Raw genomic sequence first — 18,412 nt, 5'->3', positions numbered from 1 at the left:
TACATAAAATGCATGCATTGTATTAGTTATTAATAGTCATTAGTAACTGACTTTGAAAAAATTAGAGATTATTAATAAGGTAGTTAAATAAAAATATGTGAAAAAGTAGAATTAATGTATGTTAACTCCACTTTTTATTTATGGCTTTCTTCTTCACCGCCATACAAACAGATTTCAAAAGTTTTAATAAAAGTTAAATCACCAACTAAAAAGAATAGTTTTTTTGAATCATCAATTAAAAAAATGAAGTGTTACACAAAATATGTTTTGTGTTTTACACTTCATTTTATATATCTTAATGAATATCTAATTTCCATTTAACTAAATTGTATAAGTCACAGAATATTCTCTTAATGACTTATTATCTTTTAACTCATCAAAGTTAATAAAAATATCAACAGTTCTTTGTGTTTCATTTGCAATTACAGACAGTTTATATTTTTTACTTGTTAAGTGAGTTATATATTCTCCACTCTTATAAGAAATAAGTTTTAAAGCTTTTTCATTATCATTTGCTTTTAATCATTCTGCAAAAGTTGTAGGATTAAATGTTTTAAATTGTTCTTCAGTAGTATCTTTACTACTTATCAAATAACTTTCTAACATATTATCAGCTACAAATGATAAGTTATCATTTGTAGTATCTACATTACCTTTAACAAATCCAGTGTAATTAACTACTAAGTTTAAATCACTATTAGACCCATCTACTAATGACTTATCTATTTTTATATAAAAACTAATTGTTCCTTGTGCATTATCATAATTCATTGATGAACTAATTTTTGTATTATTAGATCATGAATTAGCAGTAGGAATTGAACTTCCTCTACTTTCAATCAATAGTTTATCAATTAAATCATTTAGATTTTTATAATTTGTATTTTCTACAGTTAGTCCTTTAGGACTAGTTCCAGTTAAACTAGAGAATATTTCAGAAACTTGAAGTTGTTTTAATTGAAGTAATTGTGAACTACTATCTTTTACAAATTGAACATCAAATCTTTGGTTATATTCATCTCTTGTCATAAAACCACTAAACACTCTAGTTGCACTATAATTTTTAAATCCTAATGAACCATTCCCAATAGCTTGTGCATAGTCTTTATCTAAGTTTATTGCTACTGTTAATGTTCCCTTTTCATCATCTATAGTTTTAGCAATTGAAAAATCATTTGAACTAAATCCAGTATATTCTATAAAGTTATTGATAATATCTCCATCAGTTACAGCAGATGGAAGAATGGATTTAATGTTTTGTCCACCAATTGTATTTACCGTTTTAAATCCAAATTTATAATTTGTTGATTTATTTAAATTAGTATAAGTTACATTGAATGATTGTTGATTTCCAGTTGGTGAATTAGAACTTGGCATTGTTGCTTCTATTTTTAAAGTACCAGCAGAATCATTTGCTGTAACTTTAAATGTCATCTTAGAAATTGGATAACCTTTACTAGTGTTTGTATTTATAAATTGTAAGAATCCTGAATTTGTTTTATCTGTTGAAGTATTTAGATTGCTAAATGAAGATGGTAAAGTATTAGCACTTAATAAATTTTTAAGTTCTGATACTTGTCTTATATCAACTGATGCTTCACTAGTTCTTTGTCCAGCAAAGTGGAATGCAGGAGTAGTTGTAGTACTGTTAAACACATTGTAAGTTGTATTAGTTTCATAAGATTTTATTTGAGAACTATTGTTGCCAGTATAAGTTATTCCCATAGGAATATATTCATACTTAACTGTTACTTTTACTGTTCCTGCAGAATCATTTTGTTCTGAAACACTATAAGTTTTTTTAGGATAAAGTTGGGCGCCATTTGCATTTGTAATAATTTGAGATTGGAATGAAACTTGAAAAGGATCTAAGTTTTCAACATCTTCTCTTTGAATAGTAGTTGGTTTCATATTTACAAAATCATAATCAGTAGTGTTTGATAGTGTTTTTCATGAAGTTTTATTTTGTATTTTATTATCAGTTGTATAAGTTTTTCTAACTGTTTTAGGAGAAATGTTATCTGGTAATCTAGTAGCAAATCAAGGGATTTGATATAAATTAGTTTCTATTTCTATACTTCCTTTTGTGTCATCCATAGAAACTATTTTAAAGTCAGTAGAATTTTTTAAAAATCCATTTGTTGTTACAATGTCATCTTTTGTAATTTCACTTGGAATTTTTGATGTTCTTGCTGAATCACTTAGATTAAAATCTGAAGCTTTTTGTATACTATCTGGTCCATTTAATATCCCTTTATAGTCACCAACATTTTGATTAGTGCTATTTTGGTTAACAGCAATTGCCAAACCATAATTGCCTGTATTTGTTTCACTTAATGATGAATTATTAGTATCAACATTTTCATTATACTTAGAGTTAATCATCATTAACTGACCAGTAAAACCATACACATTATAAATGGTCATATTATCTGCATAATCTTTAATAGCAGTTACACCACCTAAATCTAAATATCTATCTGGTGAAATAGTTTTATTACCTAAATTACTTCCCAAATTATCCCAAGCAGACCCTGAAACTTTATAAACAATCTTTTCACCTTTAAATTTAAAGTATAAGTTTTGATTAGAGTCAAAAGCCCATGATTTGATTCATTTTGAATCAGTCATTGGGAAAGTACCAATTTTAGTATCATTACTCTTACCATCAATAATAATTGCAGTATTGTAAACCACGGTAACCACTTTCCCATCTAATAAAGAATAGTAATCACGTTGGGGTGTAATTTTAGAATTTCTAAAACCTTGCATTCCACTAGCTACTTGAACATGCTTAGCTCAAGGGCTACTAGAATCTTTTTTATGAATCATATTCAAGTTGTCATCAACCAATAAAAAGTAAATATTATAGTTAGCTTTACCTGCACCATTGTCCCCTGTTATTGAACCTTCATCCACAAAATTAACAACTTCTACAATATTTCTATTTGTTGCAATTGGAATTAAATTAAAGAAATATCATTTATATTTAGTCCCATATGAAGTATTATTCATAGGTAAAATCTCAGTGCTAGCTGAATCACCCTTTATTAATGTTGCAGTTTTATTTTTTGGATCATATAAAACACCTTTTGCATCATATGAGTTACCTGCACCACCATAAATCATCACCTTGCCAGAAGATAATGATGTAATGAAACGATAAACTGTACCAATATTAGGATTAGGGAAATCTGATCCAAACTTACTATAATCAATTTCATGCTTATTAAGTATTTCTCCATTAGAAGCTTTTATTTCAAATAATGGCTGTTTTTTTGTGGTGTTAGATCAATACCCAATAACTCATATTGTATCTGTTGCTCTATTATAATCTCAATTTCATCATGTACGTTTTCATGCTCCAGTGAAATTGCTGCTACCCCCTCCTATTTGTCCATTGGACCCTTCAACTAATTTTGAAAAATCAATTTCTCATAATTTATTACCAAATCAATCAAGAGCAGTAATTTTGTCACCTAAAAATGTAATAGGTCCATTAGATGTAGATAAATTAGCATTTTGGTCATTAACTTCTGATGCAATTATTGGGCTACTTTCAGTAGCTTGATTAACAGAAGAAACATTAGCAATAGATGTATCTTTCGCTGTATTACCTGCAATTGGTATAGCAATAGATAAACCTGTTGCTACACTTAAAATAGAACTAGTTATTGCCAAAGATATTTTTTTAGATGTGTTATTCATTTATAAATTCCGCCCTTAAACTTTAACTTATTGTATGGGGAGCAATAATAAATTAAAATAACCACACCTTTAAACAAACATAAAGTACTGCAACTATTAACCAATAAAAATATTTTGGTTAATTATTCTAGTATCAAGATAAATACAAATAAATAAATTATGATTAAAAATTATTGAAAAAGATAAATCAAAAAAGATTTAAATAAAATTTAATAAAAGCAAATTAGCAACTTATAAAAATTGATAGCATGAACAATCATTTAATTAAAAATATTATTGAAACCAAAAGACTATATTTAAGACCTTTAAAAATAGAGGACTTAAATGATTTTTATGAATTTGCCAAAGTTGAAGGAGTTGGTGAAAGTGCTGGCTGATTTCACCACAAAGATATTGAATATTCTAAAAAGATATTAATAAAGATGATTAATAGCAAACAAGACTATGCAATTGTATATAAAGAAAATAATAAAGTTATTGGTGAACTTGGCATCTTTAATAAATATGAAAATGATAAATTAATGATTGGTTTTGTACTTAACAAAGATTATTGAAATAAAGGTTTAGCTACCGAAATAGTAAAAGAGCTAATTGATTATATTTTTACAAACACAGATCATCAACAAATTTATATGGGGCATTTTGAATCAAATTTGGCAAGTAAAAGAGTTGTTGAAAAATGTGGTTTCAAATTTTATAAAAAATATAATAGTCCACCTAATGCATTTGAAATTGGTAATGTGGTATTAATAGATTACATATTAGAAAAACCAAATGACTATGAAAATAAAAAGAAGGAAAATCCATCTCAGTTTGAGTGATTAAAGTAAATTAATATGAAAAACAAAAATATTATCAAAACCCAATTAGAAACAAATAGGATAATCATAAGATCTTTTACTTTAGAAGATAAAAATGATTTTTATGAATATGCAAAAGTTGAAGGAGTAGGTGAACGTGCAGGATGAAAGCACCATAAAAACATTGAAGAAACTGAAACAATATTAAAGATCTTAATTAGTGGTGGAAATTTTTATGCACTAGTGTGAAAAGAAAACAACAAAGTAATTGGTAGTTTTGGTATTGAAACACCTTCATATAAAACAGTTAAGATCGGATATGCACTATCAAAAGATTATTGAAATCTTGGAATAATGACTGAAGTTACTAAACACATAATTGATTTTATTTTTACCAATTCTGGTTTTAATAAAATATTAGTAAGCCACTTTGATGAAAATACAGCAAGTAAAAAAGTTATTGAAAAATCTGGATTTAAATACTTTAATAGAGATAAATGTAATTTTCCAATTGGTGAAAAATTCACTAATGAATACATTCTGAAAAAACCTATATTTTATAAAATAAAAAAGAAATTAATTAAAAACAACTTTGTTTGATTAAAGTAAAGTTAAAAAATATTGGATTAGTTTTAAAATTAATCCAATATTTTTATTAATTTATTAAATAGTATAAGTTACTGAGTATTCAGTTAATGATTGATTGTTTGTAACACCATTGAAACGAACAAATATATCTACTTTTCTTTGTGTAGGGTTTGATAGAACTGTTAAGCTGTATTTAGTAGAATCTTTTAATAAATCTTCATACTGACCACTTTTATAAGAAATAAGTTTTAATGCCTTTTCATTATTGTTATCAGTTAATCATTTAGCAAAAGTATCAGGAGTAAATTTATTAAACTCTTCTTCAGAACTTATATCTCCATTACTTAATAAATAACTTTTTAACATATTGTCTGCTACAAATGATAAGTTATCTCCAGTTTGTACGGCATTACCTTTAACAAATCCTGTATAGTTGGCAACTAAGTTGATATCACTATTAGCACCAGTAATTTTTTCTTTTGGTATTTTTACATAAAAGCTTATTGTACCTTGGGAATTATCAGCATGCATTTCTGCAGTGATTGTAGCATCATTTCAAGAAGTTGGGATTGCTGTTCCAATACTTTCTACTAATAGCTCTTTAATTAAATCTTTTAATGTATTATAAGTTTTATTACCCACTGTTAATGGAGTTGTATTAGTACCACTAAAACTATCATATATCTTTGAAACTTGCATTTGTTTTAATTGTATTAATTTACTATCATCATCTTTTACAAATTGAACATCAAATCTCTTATTATATTCATCTTTAGTCATAAATCCAGTAAATGTTTTTGTAGCACTATAATTTTTAAAACCATAGCTACCATCACCAATTTCACTAGCATATTTTTTATCTAAATTAATTGCTACTGTTAATTCACCAGTTTCATCATTTACTGTTTTAGTAATTGAAAAATCATTTGAATTAAATCCTGTATAACTTATAAAGTTATTAATAATATCTCCATCTGTAATTGCTGAAGGAAGAATAGATTTGATACTTTGATTACCAATAGATGAAACAGTTTTAAAATCAAATTTATAATTTGATGCTTTGTTTAAATTAGTATAAGTAATACTAAATGTTTCTTGATTTCCTGTTGGAGAATAAGTGTTTGGCATAACACCTTTTATAGATAATGATCCTTGTCTATCATCTGCAGTTACTGTAAAGTTCATTTTAGAGATTGGATAACCTTTACTAGTGTTTGTATTAACAAATTGTAAGAATCCTGAATTTGTTTTATCAGATGATGAATTTAAACTTAAAAATGAAGATGGTAAAGTATTTGCACTTAGCAGATTTTTAAGTTCTGAAACATTTTGAATATTTATTGATGGTTCAGAATTAGTTTGACCCATGAATTTAAATGCAGGAGTAGTAGAACTTTTAAATACATTATAAGTAGTTTCTGCATCATAACTTCTAACAGAAGTGCTATCTTTATAAGTTATCCCCATTGGAATATATTCATATTTTACAGTTACTTTAACTGTACCTTTAGCATCATCTTTATCTTTTACATCATATGTTTTTTTAGGGTATAAAGTATTCCCGTTTTTATCAACAATTGTTTGAGATTGAAATGAAACTTGGAAAGGATCTAAATTTTCAACATCCCCTTTTTGAATAGTGGTTGGTTTCATATTTAAGAAGTCATAATCAGTTGATGTTGTAAGATTCTTTCAAGATGTTTTGTCACTGATGGTTTTATCTGTTTTATATTCATGTTCAATTATTTTAGGAGATATATCATCTGGGAGTTTATCTGTAAATCATGGAACCTGATATAATTTACATTCAATTTTTATAGTACCAGTTTTGTCATCCATTTCTTTTATTGTGAAGTCACTTGGATTTTTTAAAAATCCATTAGATGCAACAATATCTTCTTTTGTGATTTCACTAGGGATTTTTGAACTTTTAGCTGATGCACTTAATTCAAAATTTGAAGTTTTTTGAAAACTGTTATCCCCATTAAGCATACCCTTATAATCACCTTTTGTTTGATTAGAAGAGTTTTGATTTACAGCTATAGCTAAACCATATTTCTGATCATTGGTATCAACTGTTATAGTTGAGTTAGTAGTATCAACCTTTGCATTATATTTAGAATTGATCATCATTAATTGTCCAGTATAACCATAAACGTTATACATAATTAGGTCATTAGCATAACTCTTAATATCTTGAATTCCAGCTAAATCTAAATATAAATCTAAAGGAACATTGCTATTAGTTGTACTATTGTTTAGTGTTTGTCAAACAGAACCTGAAACTTTATAGACTTTTGATTCATCCTTAAATTTAAAGTATAAATTTTGGTTTGAATCAAATGCTCATGATTTTATTCATTTCTTTTCAGACATTGGATAAACACCAAACTGAATGTTATCATTCTTTCCATCAATAACAATTGCAGTATTGTAAACAACAGTTACTACTTTACCATCTAACATAGTGTAATAATCACGTTGAGGAGTAATTTTAGTATTTCTATAGTTTTGCATACCATCTGCAACTTTAACTAATTTTGATCATGTGCCTTCTTTATGAATCATATTTAACTTGTCATCTACAAGTAAGAAATAAACATTGTAATTAGCATTTGGAAAACCACCATCATCTACTGATTCATCTCTTGAAAATGGTAAAACCTCTACTAAGTTCTTGTTGTTTCCAATAGGTATTAAATTAAAGAAATATCATCTATATTTTTTACCATATGTTTCATCATTAGTTGGTAGAATTTCATTTTTTGCAGAATCTCCTGAAATTACAGAAGTGCTATTACTATCTGGATCATATAAAATTCCTTTTGCATCATAAGGGCTTCCTGCACCACCATAAACCATAACTTTTCCCGAACTTAAAGCAGAAACAAAACGATAAGCTGTACCTGTTCCAACATTATTTAAAACACCATCATAACTTAAATTATAAGTATGTTTTACTTGACCATTAGAAGCTTGAATACCCAACAGTGGTTGAGTTTTTTTATTATTAGATCAATAACCCAAAATCCATATTAAATCTGTATTTCTATTATAGTCTCAGTTAAATCAAGCCCTAGATCAAGGCCCACTATAAGTTAAAGATTGACTTTGTTGTCCTTCATTTTTGTTGCCATTTTGATCAGGTATTAATGTAGTAAAATCAATATCTCACAATTTATTACCAAACCAATCAAGAGCAGTGATTTTATTTCCTAAAAAAGTTACAGGTCCATTCTTTGTTGAAATATTAGCATTTTGATCATTAACTTCAGAAGGGATTACAGGACTACTTTCTGTAGCTTGATTCTTACTAGTAATATTTGTAATACTAGAATTTAATAATGCTGAATTGGATATAGGTAAAGCAATGGATATTCCAGTTGCAATACTTAAAATTGAACTGGTAATTACTAAAGATATTTTTTTAGACAGTTTTTTCATATAAATACCATCCTTATAAACCAAGTTAATTTTATTGGGTTGAATTAGTAATTAAAATCATCTGGTCCATAAAAACTAAAAAAGTAATGCAACTACTAACTAATAAAAATATTTTTTATAAATAGGTTAAATCAAGAAAATAAATAAAAACTAAATCACTAAGAAAAACAAAAATAACAAAGCTATTAATATTTAATAAAAATATTAAAAATCTTAGTCATTAGTTTCTCATTGTTCTCATCACACCAATTTAGAAAGTGGGGAGACAAGTGGGGAGACAAGTGGGGAGACAAAGAGTTATAATAAGTTTGAGGTAAAAGCATGAATTTAGGAAAAGAAAGTGAAGTTTTAGAATTTAAAGAATCAACTAGTGAATTACATAGTGCAATTGAATCTATTGCTTCAATTTTAAATAAACATGATTATGGAGAAATTTATTTTGGTGTTTATGATAATGGGGAACCTAAGGGTCAAATAGTTACAGATTCAACTATTAAAAAAATCTCAGATTCTATTTTAAGAGACATAGAACCTCGTATTATTCCTACAATTACTGAAATAAGCATAGAAGGAAAATCAATAATAAAAGTAAGTTTTTCTGGAAAAAACAAACCATATTCTGCATTTGGTAAATTCTTAGTTAGAGTAGGTACACAAAATAGACACATGACAAGAGAGGAACTAAAAAAGTTATTTTTAGATTCTGATTATTCTTACCCTTGAGAAAAAGAGATTAACAACAAAACTTTGGATGAAATTGATGATAAAACCTTAAAAAAATATTATAGTGAGGCAATATCATGTGGAAGACTTGAAATGCCAAACTACAACAAAGAAGAATTATTATCAGTTTTAGAAATTTATAAAAATAATAAACTTAATAATGCTGCTTTTGCTATATTTGGTAAAAATGCAAATATTGGTTTAAAAATGGCTGCATTTGCTACAGATGTTAAATTAACATTTACATATTTGGACTCAATTAAAGATAATATCTACAACCTAATTAACACTGCTGTTTCTTTTATATTGCAACACATTAATTGAGACATAAAGATTGAGAGAAAAAGAATTGAAACTCCTGAAATACCTCAGAAAGCAATTAGAGAAATTGTTGTTAATGCATTTGCTCATGCTTTATATAACCCAACACCAGAAATAGAAATAAACATTCACCCAAACATGGTTACTATTTTTAATCCAGGTACATTCCCTGAAGATTTAAACCCTAGTGATTTTGTTGAAAGAAATATCTCTTCCATAAAAAGGAACCCATTAATTTTAGATATATTGTACCATTGTAAAGATGTAGAAAAATCTGGAACAGGTTTTAGAAGAATGGATCAACTTTGTAAAGAGGCTAATGTATCATGAAAAAGTGAAAAAACAGCATATGGATTTTATTTTACTTTTTTTAGAAACAAACTAAAAAATGAAGAAGTTGAAAAAATTCAAAAAGACAATTCAAATAGTTTAGAAAAAGAAGTCTTAAAACTAATAATGAACTATGACATGATTACAAAAGAAGAAATGTCTAAAATATTAAATAAATCTCCAAGAACAATTCAAAGAGTAACATCTTCTTTAAGTTCAAATGGAAAAATAAAATGAGTTAGAAATAAAAATACAGGTTATTGAAAAATTCTTTAATTCCTTATAAATGTAATAAAAATAATCTCTACACTATATTTACTAATGGAGAGATTATTTTGTTATTTTTTTAAATTAAAACTTTAAGTGTTAAATAGTATAAGTTACTGAATATTCTTTCAGTGATTTAGGATTAGTAACATCTTTAAAGTAAATGTATATTGAAACTGTTCTTTGAGTTTCATTTGGAATAACAGATAAATTATATTTAGTCTTATCTTGCAGTAATGTTACATATTCACCACTCTTATATGAGATAAGTTTTAATGCTTTTTGATTATCATTTTCTTGTAATCATTTAGCAAAAGAATCAGGTGTGAAGTTTTTAAAATTATCTGCAGTTGTATCACCATTACTTACTAGATAACTTTCTAACATATTGTCTGCTACAAATGATAAGTTATCATCAGTACTGTCTACATTACCTTTTACAAATCCAGTATAGTTTACAACTAAGTTTAAATCACTGTTAGAACCATCCACTAATAACTTATCTATTTTTACATAGAAACTAATTGTACCTTGTGCATTATCATAATGCATTGATGCTGTTATAGAACTATTAGATGCTCAACTATCAGGAATTGAAGTACCTTTGTTTTTTATTAGTAGTTTTTCAATCAGATCTTTTAAGTTAGTATATTTTTGACCATCAACAGTTAAATCAGTTGGCTTACTTCCAAAAAAGCTTTCATAAATTTTTGAAACTTGCATTTGTTTTAGTTGTAGTAATGAATTATCTGAATCACTTACAAAATCAACATTAAATCTTTGGTTGTATTGGTCTTTTGTCATAAATCCACTAAATGTTTTAGTAGCACTATAATTTGTAAATCCGTAGTTACCAGTTCCAATTGCTTGAGCATATTTTTTATCAAGGTTAACAGCTACTGTTAATGTTCCTTTTTCATCATCTACAGTTTTTGTAATTGAAAAGTCATTTGAACTAAAACCAGTATAAGAAATGAAGTTATTTATAATATCACCATCTGTTACAGCAGAAGGAAGGATAGTATTAATATTTTGAGTTCCAATTGTAGTAACATCTTTGAAACCAAATTTATAACTTGTAATCTTATTTAAGTTTGTATATTTAATATTAAAAGTTTGAGTTTGGCCTATTGGTGAATAAGTACTAGGCATTTCAGCTTTAATAGATAATGAACCCTCTGTATCATTTGCAGTTACAGTAAACTTCATTTTAGAAATTGGATAACCTTTACTAGTATTAGTATTTATAAATTGTAAGAATGCAGAATTAGTTTTATCTGTAGAACTATTTAATGAATTAAATGAAGATGGTAATGTATTTGCACTTAATAAGTTTTTAAGTTCTGAAACTTTTTGAATATCTATTGTTGCTTCAGTTCCTGTTTGTCCCATAAATTTAAATGATGAAGGGTCTGAACTCTTAAATACTGTATATTCTTTTTCTGCAGAATATGTTTTAGGAGTTGTTGAGCTAGTATAAGTTTCACTCATTGGGATATATTGATAATTAATTGATACAGTAACTTTACCTTGGTTGTCATCATGAGATTTAACATCATATATCTTTTTAGGGAATAGTTGTTTTCCATCTTTATCTACTATTGTTTGAGATTGAAATGAAACTTGGAAAGGATCTAAATTTTCAACATCTTCTTTTTTAATAGTAGAGGGCTTCATATTTAAGAAATCATAATCAGTTGAAGTAGTAAGAGTTTTTCAAGATGTTTTATCAATAATCTTTTTATCTGTAGTATATGTTTTACTAATAACTTTAGGAGAAATTCCATCTGGTAATTTGTCTGTAAATCATGGTATTTGATATAGCTTGCATTCAATCTTTATATTCCCAGTTGAATCATCCATTTCTTTAATAGTGAAGTCACTTGAATTTCTTAAAAAACCATTAGATGCTTCTATGTCATCTTTAGTAATTTCACTTGGAATTTTAGATGTTTTTGCTGAATTACTTAACTCAAAATCAGATGCTTGTTGGAAAGTGTTAGGTCCATTTAAAAAACCTTTATAGTCACCTTTATCTTGTAACTTGTCATTTTGTGTAACAGCTAAAGCTAACCCATAATTTTTATCATTATTTTCAGTTGTTATTCCAGAGTTTTTAGTATCAACTCTTTCATTGTAAACTGAATTAATCATCATCAATTGACCTGTATAACCATACACATTATAAATAATTAAATCTTGGGCATATGCACTTGCTGCACTAATACCTTTTAAATCTAAATAAACATATGGTGAAACATTTGTATTTGTATTGTTTATAGTTTGTCATGATGATCCTGAAACTTTATAAATAACATCTTCATTTTTGAATTTAAAATATAGGTTTTGATTTGAATCAAAAGCTCATGACTTTATTCATTTACTTTGAGATGTAGGGTACACACCAACTTGGACATTATCACTTTTACCATCAATAATAATTGCAGTATTGTAAACCACTGTTACAACTCTTCCATCTAATAATGAATAATAATCACGTTGTGGAGTAATTTTTGAATTTCTATATCCTTGTAGTCCATCAGCTACTTTTACTGGTTTTGCTCATTGACTTCCTGAACTTGAACTACTATTAAAAACCATATTTAATTGGTCATCAACAAGTAAAAAATATACATGATAGTTTGCATATGCTGAACCTTCATCGTTTGAAGTTTCTTTATTTGCAAAAGTGACTACTTCAACTATGTTTCTATTTGCTGCAACTGGAATTAAATTAAAAAAATATCATTTGTAATTACTTCCATGACTTGCATCACCCATAGGAAGGATCTCTGTACTGGATGAATTACCATTAAGGAGACTAGCTGTTTTAGTTTTTGGATCATATAATATTGCTTTCCCATTATATGAGCTACCTGCACCACCATAAATCATAACCTTCCCAGAAGATAAAGCTGAAACAAAACGGTAAGCACTTGAAATATTTACAGATTCTAATCCACTGATATTTTTATAATTAACTGTATGTGTGTTAGTAATTGATCCATCAGCAGCTTTTATTTCAAAAAGAGGTTGTGTTTTAGTGCTATCTGATCAAAATCCTAAAACTCAAATTGTATCTGTATTTCTGTTGTAGTCTCAATTAAATCAAGCACGAGGTCATGCTCCATTATAACTTTGACCATTCACTCCTTGACTTCCAGGAACCAATGTAGAAAAATCTTTTTCTCATAATTTATTACCAAATCAATCAAGAGCTGTAATTTTATTTCCTAAAAAAGTTACAGGACCATTTTTAGTAGATATATTAGCATTTTGGTCATTAACTTCTGATGGAATCACAGGACTGGTTTGAGTAGCCTGATTTTTACTATAAATATTAGTAATACTAGAATTTGTTAATGCTTGATTAGATATTGGTAATGCAATAGAAATCCCTGTTGCAATACTTAGTATTGAACTTGTTATCATTAAAGATATTTTTTTAGATAGCTTATTCATTATAAATACCATCCTTTAAAACCAAATTAATTTTATTTTGTTAACTTAGTGATTAAAATCACCTGGCTTTTAAAAACTTACAAAGTACTGCAACTATTAACTAATAAAAATATTTTTTAAATCTCCTTACACATATTTAATAAATAAAAAAATATCGAGTTATTTTTTTAACTCAATATTTCATTTGTTTAATTTAAATAGTATAAGTTACTGAATATTCTTTTAATGATTTTGGATCTGTTACATCACTAAAAAGAATGAATACTGAAACTGTTCTTTGAGTTTCATTAGCAATTACAGATATTTTATATTTACTAGTATTTAATAAATCTTCATATTGACCACTCTTATATGAAATAAGTTTTAAAGCTTTTTGGTAATTTGAATCTTCTAATCATTTAGCAAAAGTATCAGGAGTAAATTTATTAAAATCTTCTTCTGTAGTATCACCATTACTTATCAAATAACTTTTTAACATGTTATCAGCAATGAAAGATAAATTATCACTAGTGTTGTCTATATTACCTTTAACAAAACCAGTATAGTTTACAACTAAGTTAATATCACTATTACTACCAGTTATTTTATCTTGTGGTATTTTTACATAGAAGCTAATTGTTCCTTGTGCATTATCTATATACATATCAGCAGTTATTGAACTATCACTTCAATCTGCTGGAATTGAAGTTCCTGAACTTTGTACTAATAGTTTTTTAATTAAATCTTTTAAGTCACTATAAGTTTGATTACCCACTTGCAAACTTGTTGGAGAAGTACCTTTAAAACTTTCATAAATTTTTGCTGCTTGCATTTGTTTTAATTGAATTAACTTATTATCAGTATCGCTTAAAAATTGAACATCAAATCTTTTATTGTATTCATCTTTAGTCATGAAACCAGTAAATACTTTTGTTGCAGTATAGTTATTAAATCCATGTCCACTGTTTCCAATTGCAGTAGCATATGTTTTATCTAAGTTTATTGCTACTGTCAATTCTCCAGTTTCATCATTTACAGTTTTAACAATCGAAAAGTCATTTGAATTAAAACCATTGTATTGTAGGAAGTTATTAATGATGTCTCCATCAGTTACTGCTGATGGAAGAATAGCATTTATATTTTGAGTTCCAATTTTAGTTACATCTTTAAAACTAAAACTATAGTTTGAAGCTCTATTTAATCCTGTATAAGTAACACTAAAACTCTTTGCTGTATTTTCAGGTGAATAAGATGCTGGCATATCGGCTTTTATTGTTAATGAACCAGAGTTATCATTTGCAGTTACAGTAAACTTCATTTTAGAAATTGGGTAACCTTTACTTTCATTAGTGTTAATGAATTGAAGGAATGCTGAATTTGTTTTATCTGATGAAGAGTTTAAACTCAAAAATGAAGAAGGTAGTGTGTCTGCACTTAGTAAATTTTTTAGTTCTGAAACTTTGCTTATATCAATTGAACTGCTGCTTCCGTTTTGACCCATGAATTTAAATGCAGGAGTAGTTGAACTATTAAATACTGTATATGTATGACTAGCATCATAAGTTGTTGCTTTAGTATCATTTGAATATGTTATTCCCATTGGGATATATTCATATTTAATTTTTACTTCTACTTGTCCATTAGAATCATTTTTAGTTCCTACAGAATATGTTTTTTTAGGATATAAGATTTTGCCTGTGCTATCAACAATTGTTTGTGATTGGAAAGAAACTTGGAAGGGATCTAAATTAGTTACATCTTCTTCAGTGATTTTAGATGGTTTCATATTTAAGAAATCATAATCTGTAGAAGTAGTCAAAGTTTTTCATGATGTTTTATCAGCTATCTTTTTAGTTGTAGTATATTGTTTAGTAATAATCTTAGGTGTAATACCTTCGGGTAAAGAAGTAGTAAATCAAGGAATTTGATATAACTTACATTCTATTTGAATACTTCCAGTTTTATCATCCATAGATTTTATAGTGAAATCTGTAGAATCTTTCATGAAACCACCATTTGAAGTTTCTATATCATCTTTAGTAATTTCACTTGGAATTTTAGATGATAAAGCTGAACTACTAAGTTCAAAGTCTGAAGCCTTTTGAAAAGTGTCAGGCCCATTTAATATCCCTTTGTAGTCACCTTTATCTTGTAGATTAGCATTTTGCGTAACAGCTAATGCTAAACCATAATTCTGTGGGTTATTGTCAGTTGTTATATTTGAATTACTTGTATTAACTAAACTATTATATTTAGAATTAATCATCATTAACTGGCCAGTATAGCCATAAACATTGTACATAATTAAATCATTTGCATATGCACTTGTACTTCCTATACCTTTAAGATCTAAATATACATAAAGAGGAATTGATGTAGTGTTATTATTTATAGTTTGTCACACAGAACCTGACACCTTATAAATATTTGATTCATCTTTAAATTTAAAGTATAAGTTTTGATTTGAATCGAATGCTCATGATTTAATCCACTTACTTTCAGACACGGGATAAGTCCCATACTTAATATCATTAGAATTTTTTGCATCAATAATAATAGCAGTATTATAAACTACTGTTACAACTCTTCCATCTAATAGTGAGTAGTAATCACGTTGTGGTGTAACTTTAGAGTTTCTATACCCAGAAATACCATTTGCCACTAAAACATGTTTAGATCATGGATTATTTGTATTTTGGTTGTAAACCATATTAAGTTCATCATCCACAAGTAAAAAATAAACATTGTAGTTGGCTAATCCATTACCTGCATCTCCTGAAGTTTCCTTATTTGCAAAAGTAACTACTTCAACAATGTTTCTATTTGTTGCAACAGGAATTAAATTGAAAAAATACCATTTGTAGTCAGAACCATAACTAGTATTCTTTAGAGGTAAAATTTTATCATCTGATGAATTACCATTAAGCACTGTACCTTTCAAAGTTTTAGGATCATATAAAATTGCTTTACCATTATATGTAGTTCCAGCCCCTCCATATACCATTACTTTTCCAGAAGAAAGTGCAGAGACAAAACGATAAACATTAGAATTATTTGCTTGGCCCAAAGAACTTGTAAATTCTGCATAATTTATTTCATGAGTCTTAGTAATGGTTCCATCTGCAGCTTTTATTTCAAATAAGGGTTGCTTATTATTTTTAACTGATCAAGAACCTAAAACCCATATAGTGTCAGTGCTTCTATTGTAGTCTCAATTAAATCACGCACGTTTTCAGGCTCCATCATAATTGTTCCCAGGAGTTGCACCATCTTTATCTGGAACTTTTTGAGAAAAATCTATTGATCATAATTCATTACCAAATCAATCAAGAGCAGTAATTTTATTTCCTAAAAATGTTACTGGCCCATTATTGGTAGAAATATTGGCATTCTGATCATTAACTTCAGATGGAATAATTTTACTTTCTGTTGTTACTTGATTGGTTGAAGAAACATTGGTAATAGAATAATTTTTTATTGCATTGTTAGTTATTGGTAATGCAATTGATAAAGCAGTTGCAATACTTAAAACTGAACTTGTAGTGGACAAAATTATTTTTTTTGATTTTTTATTCATGTTAAATACCATCTATATCCTAAATTTATTCTATTTCTATATTTACTCCATTAATCTTTAAGGACATTAGATTATTGTTAATGTCTTGTAACTAGTAACTGTTATAAATATTATTAATCGTCATCAAGACTTATTTATAATTTCAAAAACTAATAAGATATAAAAAATGAATAAAAAAAATATTAAGTGACTTATCACTTAATATTTCAATTTCTATAATAAGAAGTCTGCAACTATTGCAGTTATAAAAATGTAAATCATTAATAGCATTCCAAATATTTCAAAATAAGTTTTTACTTTATCTGGAATTTTCATTTTCTTAGCACCTGAGAATATTGTACAAACAATTTTATATCCATCTAATGGTGGAATAGGAATGAAGTTAAATAGGAATAGCATTAAGTTAAATAATGCAAAGTAGTTAACTATTACTAGTGGTAATTGGTTGGAACTTATTCCACCTTGCCCCCCCTACTTCAGCAACACTACCAAATGAAGTTCCTGGTGCTTTTGGTCCTGTTGTTCAAGCATTATAGAAAACCATGTTTTTTAAAATTGTTAAGAATGAATCCCCAATTTGAATAAAAGGATTTGAGTTATTATTTAATGCTGTTACTTGGATTAAATAAAAAAGTCCAAACAAAATTAAGTTAAAAAAGATTCCACCAAAATAGATTATTAATTGTTGTCATTTTGGAACTTCATCAATTATCAAAGTCCCATCAATTTTTCTTGAAAAATTAGCATACTTATCAATCTTTTTTAAATAGCTATTATACTTTGCTCTAACATGTCATGTTGATTGTTTTCTAAGTTGTCCATTTTTTTCAATGGTTATATATTTTTCACATCCATCTAAAATTTCTTTATGTTGTAAATAATATTCATCAGCCTCTTTTTGGTACTCATCTCTAAGTTCACCAAAAACCTGTAAAGATTTTTTACTATCAATTCTTACAAATGCCATGATAGGTAATAAGTTGATGGAAAATTTAATGTTAGTAAATTGCTTACTATAAATTTTAGGCCCTATTCCTATTGCAAACTCTTTAACATTTACTTTAAAAAGTTTAGCAAATACAAAGTGACCAATCTCATGAATTGTTAGACCAACCATTATAGCTAACAAAATAAAAATAACTAATAAAAATAAACCCACAGATATCTCATTTAATATTGATTTTATAAATAATTATACATACTTTATATAAAT

Annotated in this window: 9 protein-coding genes; 3 read left to right on the top strand and 6 right to left on the bottom strand. The window is 27.2% G+C overall.

Annotated features, from left to right (window positions below):
* Positions 1-321: 321 nt before the first annotated feature.
* Entirely contained in the window at positions 322-3,708 is a 3,387-nt protein-coding gene (locus MYPE_RS01360; protein WP_011077088.1) for a lipoprotein 17-related variable surface protein, read from the bottom strand.
* A gap of 248 nt (positions 3,709-3,956) precedes the next feature.
* Between MYPE_RS01360 and MYPE_RS01355 the strand changes: the two genes are divergently transcribed.
* Positions 3,957-4,538, top strand: a complete 582-nt coding sequence (locus MYPE_RS01355; protein WP_011077087.1) for a GNAT family N-acetyltransferase — start codon at positions 3,957-3,959, stop codon at positions 4,536-4,538.
* A gap of 6 nt (positions 4,539-4,544) precedes the next feature.
* A complete protein-coding gene (locus tag MYPE_RS01350) occupies positions 4,545-5,117 on the top strand; it encodes a GNAT family N-acetyltransferase (RefSeq protein ID WP_011077086.1) in 573 nt (190 codons plus the stop codon).
* A gap of 54 nt (positions 5,118-5,171) precedes the next feature.
* Here the strand turns inward: MYPE_RS01350 and MYPE_RS01345 are convergent, their stop codons facing one another.
* Positions 5,172-8,540 (bottom strand): lipoprotein 17-related variable surface protein, encoded by a 3,369-nt coding sequence (locus MYPE_RS01345; RefSeq protein ID WP_044891225.1) that lies wholly within the window; start codon positions 8,538-8,540, stop codon positions 5,172-5,174.
* Positions 8,541-8,861: 321 nt separating this feature from the next.
* Here MYPE_RS01345 and MYPE_RS01340 point away from each other — a divergent pair, with 321 nt between their 5' ends.
* On the top strand, positions 8,862-10,190 hold the full coding sequence (locus tag MYPE_RS01340; RefSeq protein ID WP_011077084.1) for an RNA-binding domain-containing protein: 1,329 nt from the start codon (positions 8,862-8,864) through the stop codon (positions 10,188-10,190).
* A 90-nt stretch (positions 10,191-10,280) separates the two neighbouring features.
* On the opposite strand, the gene MYPE_RS01335 is transcribed toward MYPE_RS01340, so the two are convergent.
* The 4 genes from MYPE_RS01335 to MYPE_RS01320 form a co-directional block, all read right to left on the bottom strand.
* Positions 10,281-13,643: a lipoprotein 17-related variable surface protein gene (locus MYPE_RS01335; RefSeq protein ID WP_044891224.1), complete on the bottom strand. Its 3,363-nt coding sequence runs from the start codon at positions 13,641-13,643 to the stop codon at positions 10,281-10,283.
* 193 nt (positions 13,644-13,836) lie between these two features.
* Positions 13,837-17,199 (bottom strand): lipoprotein 17-related variable surface protein, encoded by a 3,363-nt coding sequence (locus MYPE_RS01330; protein ID WP_044891223.1) that lies wholly within the window; start codon positions 17,197-17,199, stop codon positions 13,837-13,839.
* Positions 17,200-17,412: 213 nt separating this feature from the next.
* Complete coding sequence (locus tag MYPE_RS01325; RefSeq protein WP_011077081.1) at positions 17,413-17,598, bottom strand: site-2 protease family protein; 186 nt, start codon at positions 17,596-17,598, stop codon at positions 17,413-17,415.
* 22 nt (positions 17,599-17,620) lie between these two features.
* Positions 17,621-18,358, bottom strand: a complete 738-nt coding sequence (locus tag MYPE_RS01320; protein ID WP_011077080.1) for a site-2 protease family protein — start codon at positions 18,356-18,358, stop codon at positions 17,621-17,623.
* Positions 18,359-18,412: the final 54 nt, after the last annotated feature.

It is taken from the genome of Malacoplasma penetrans HF-2, from assembly GCF_000011225.1.
In the GTDB taxonomy this organism is placed as follows: Bacteria; Bacillota_I; Bacilli_A; order Mycoplasmatales; family Mycoplasmoidaceae; genus Malacoplasma; species Malacoplasma penetrans.
Note: the sequence above shows the minus strand (reverse complement) of the source record. Positions and strands in the feature narration are given on the sequence as shown.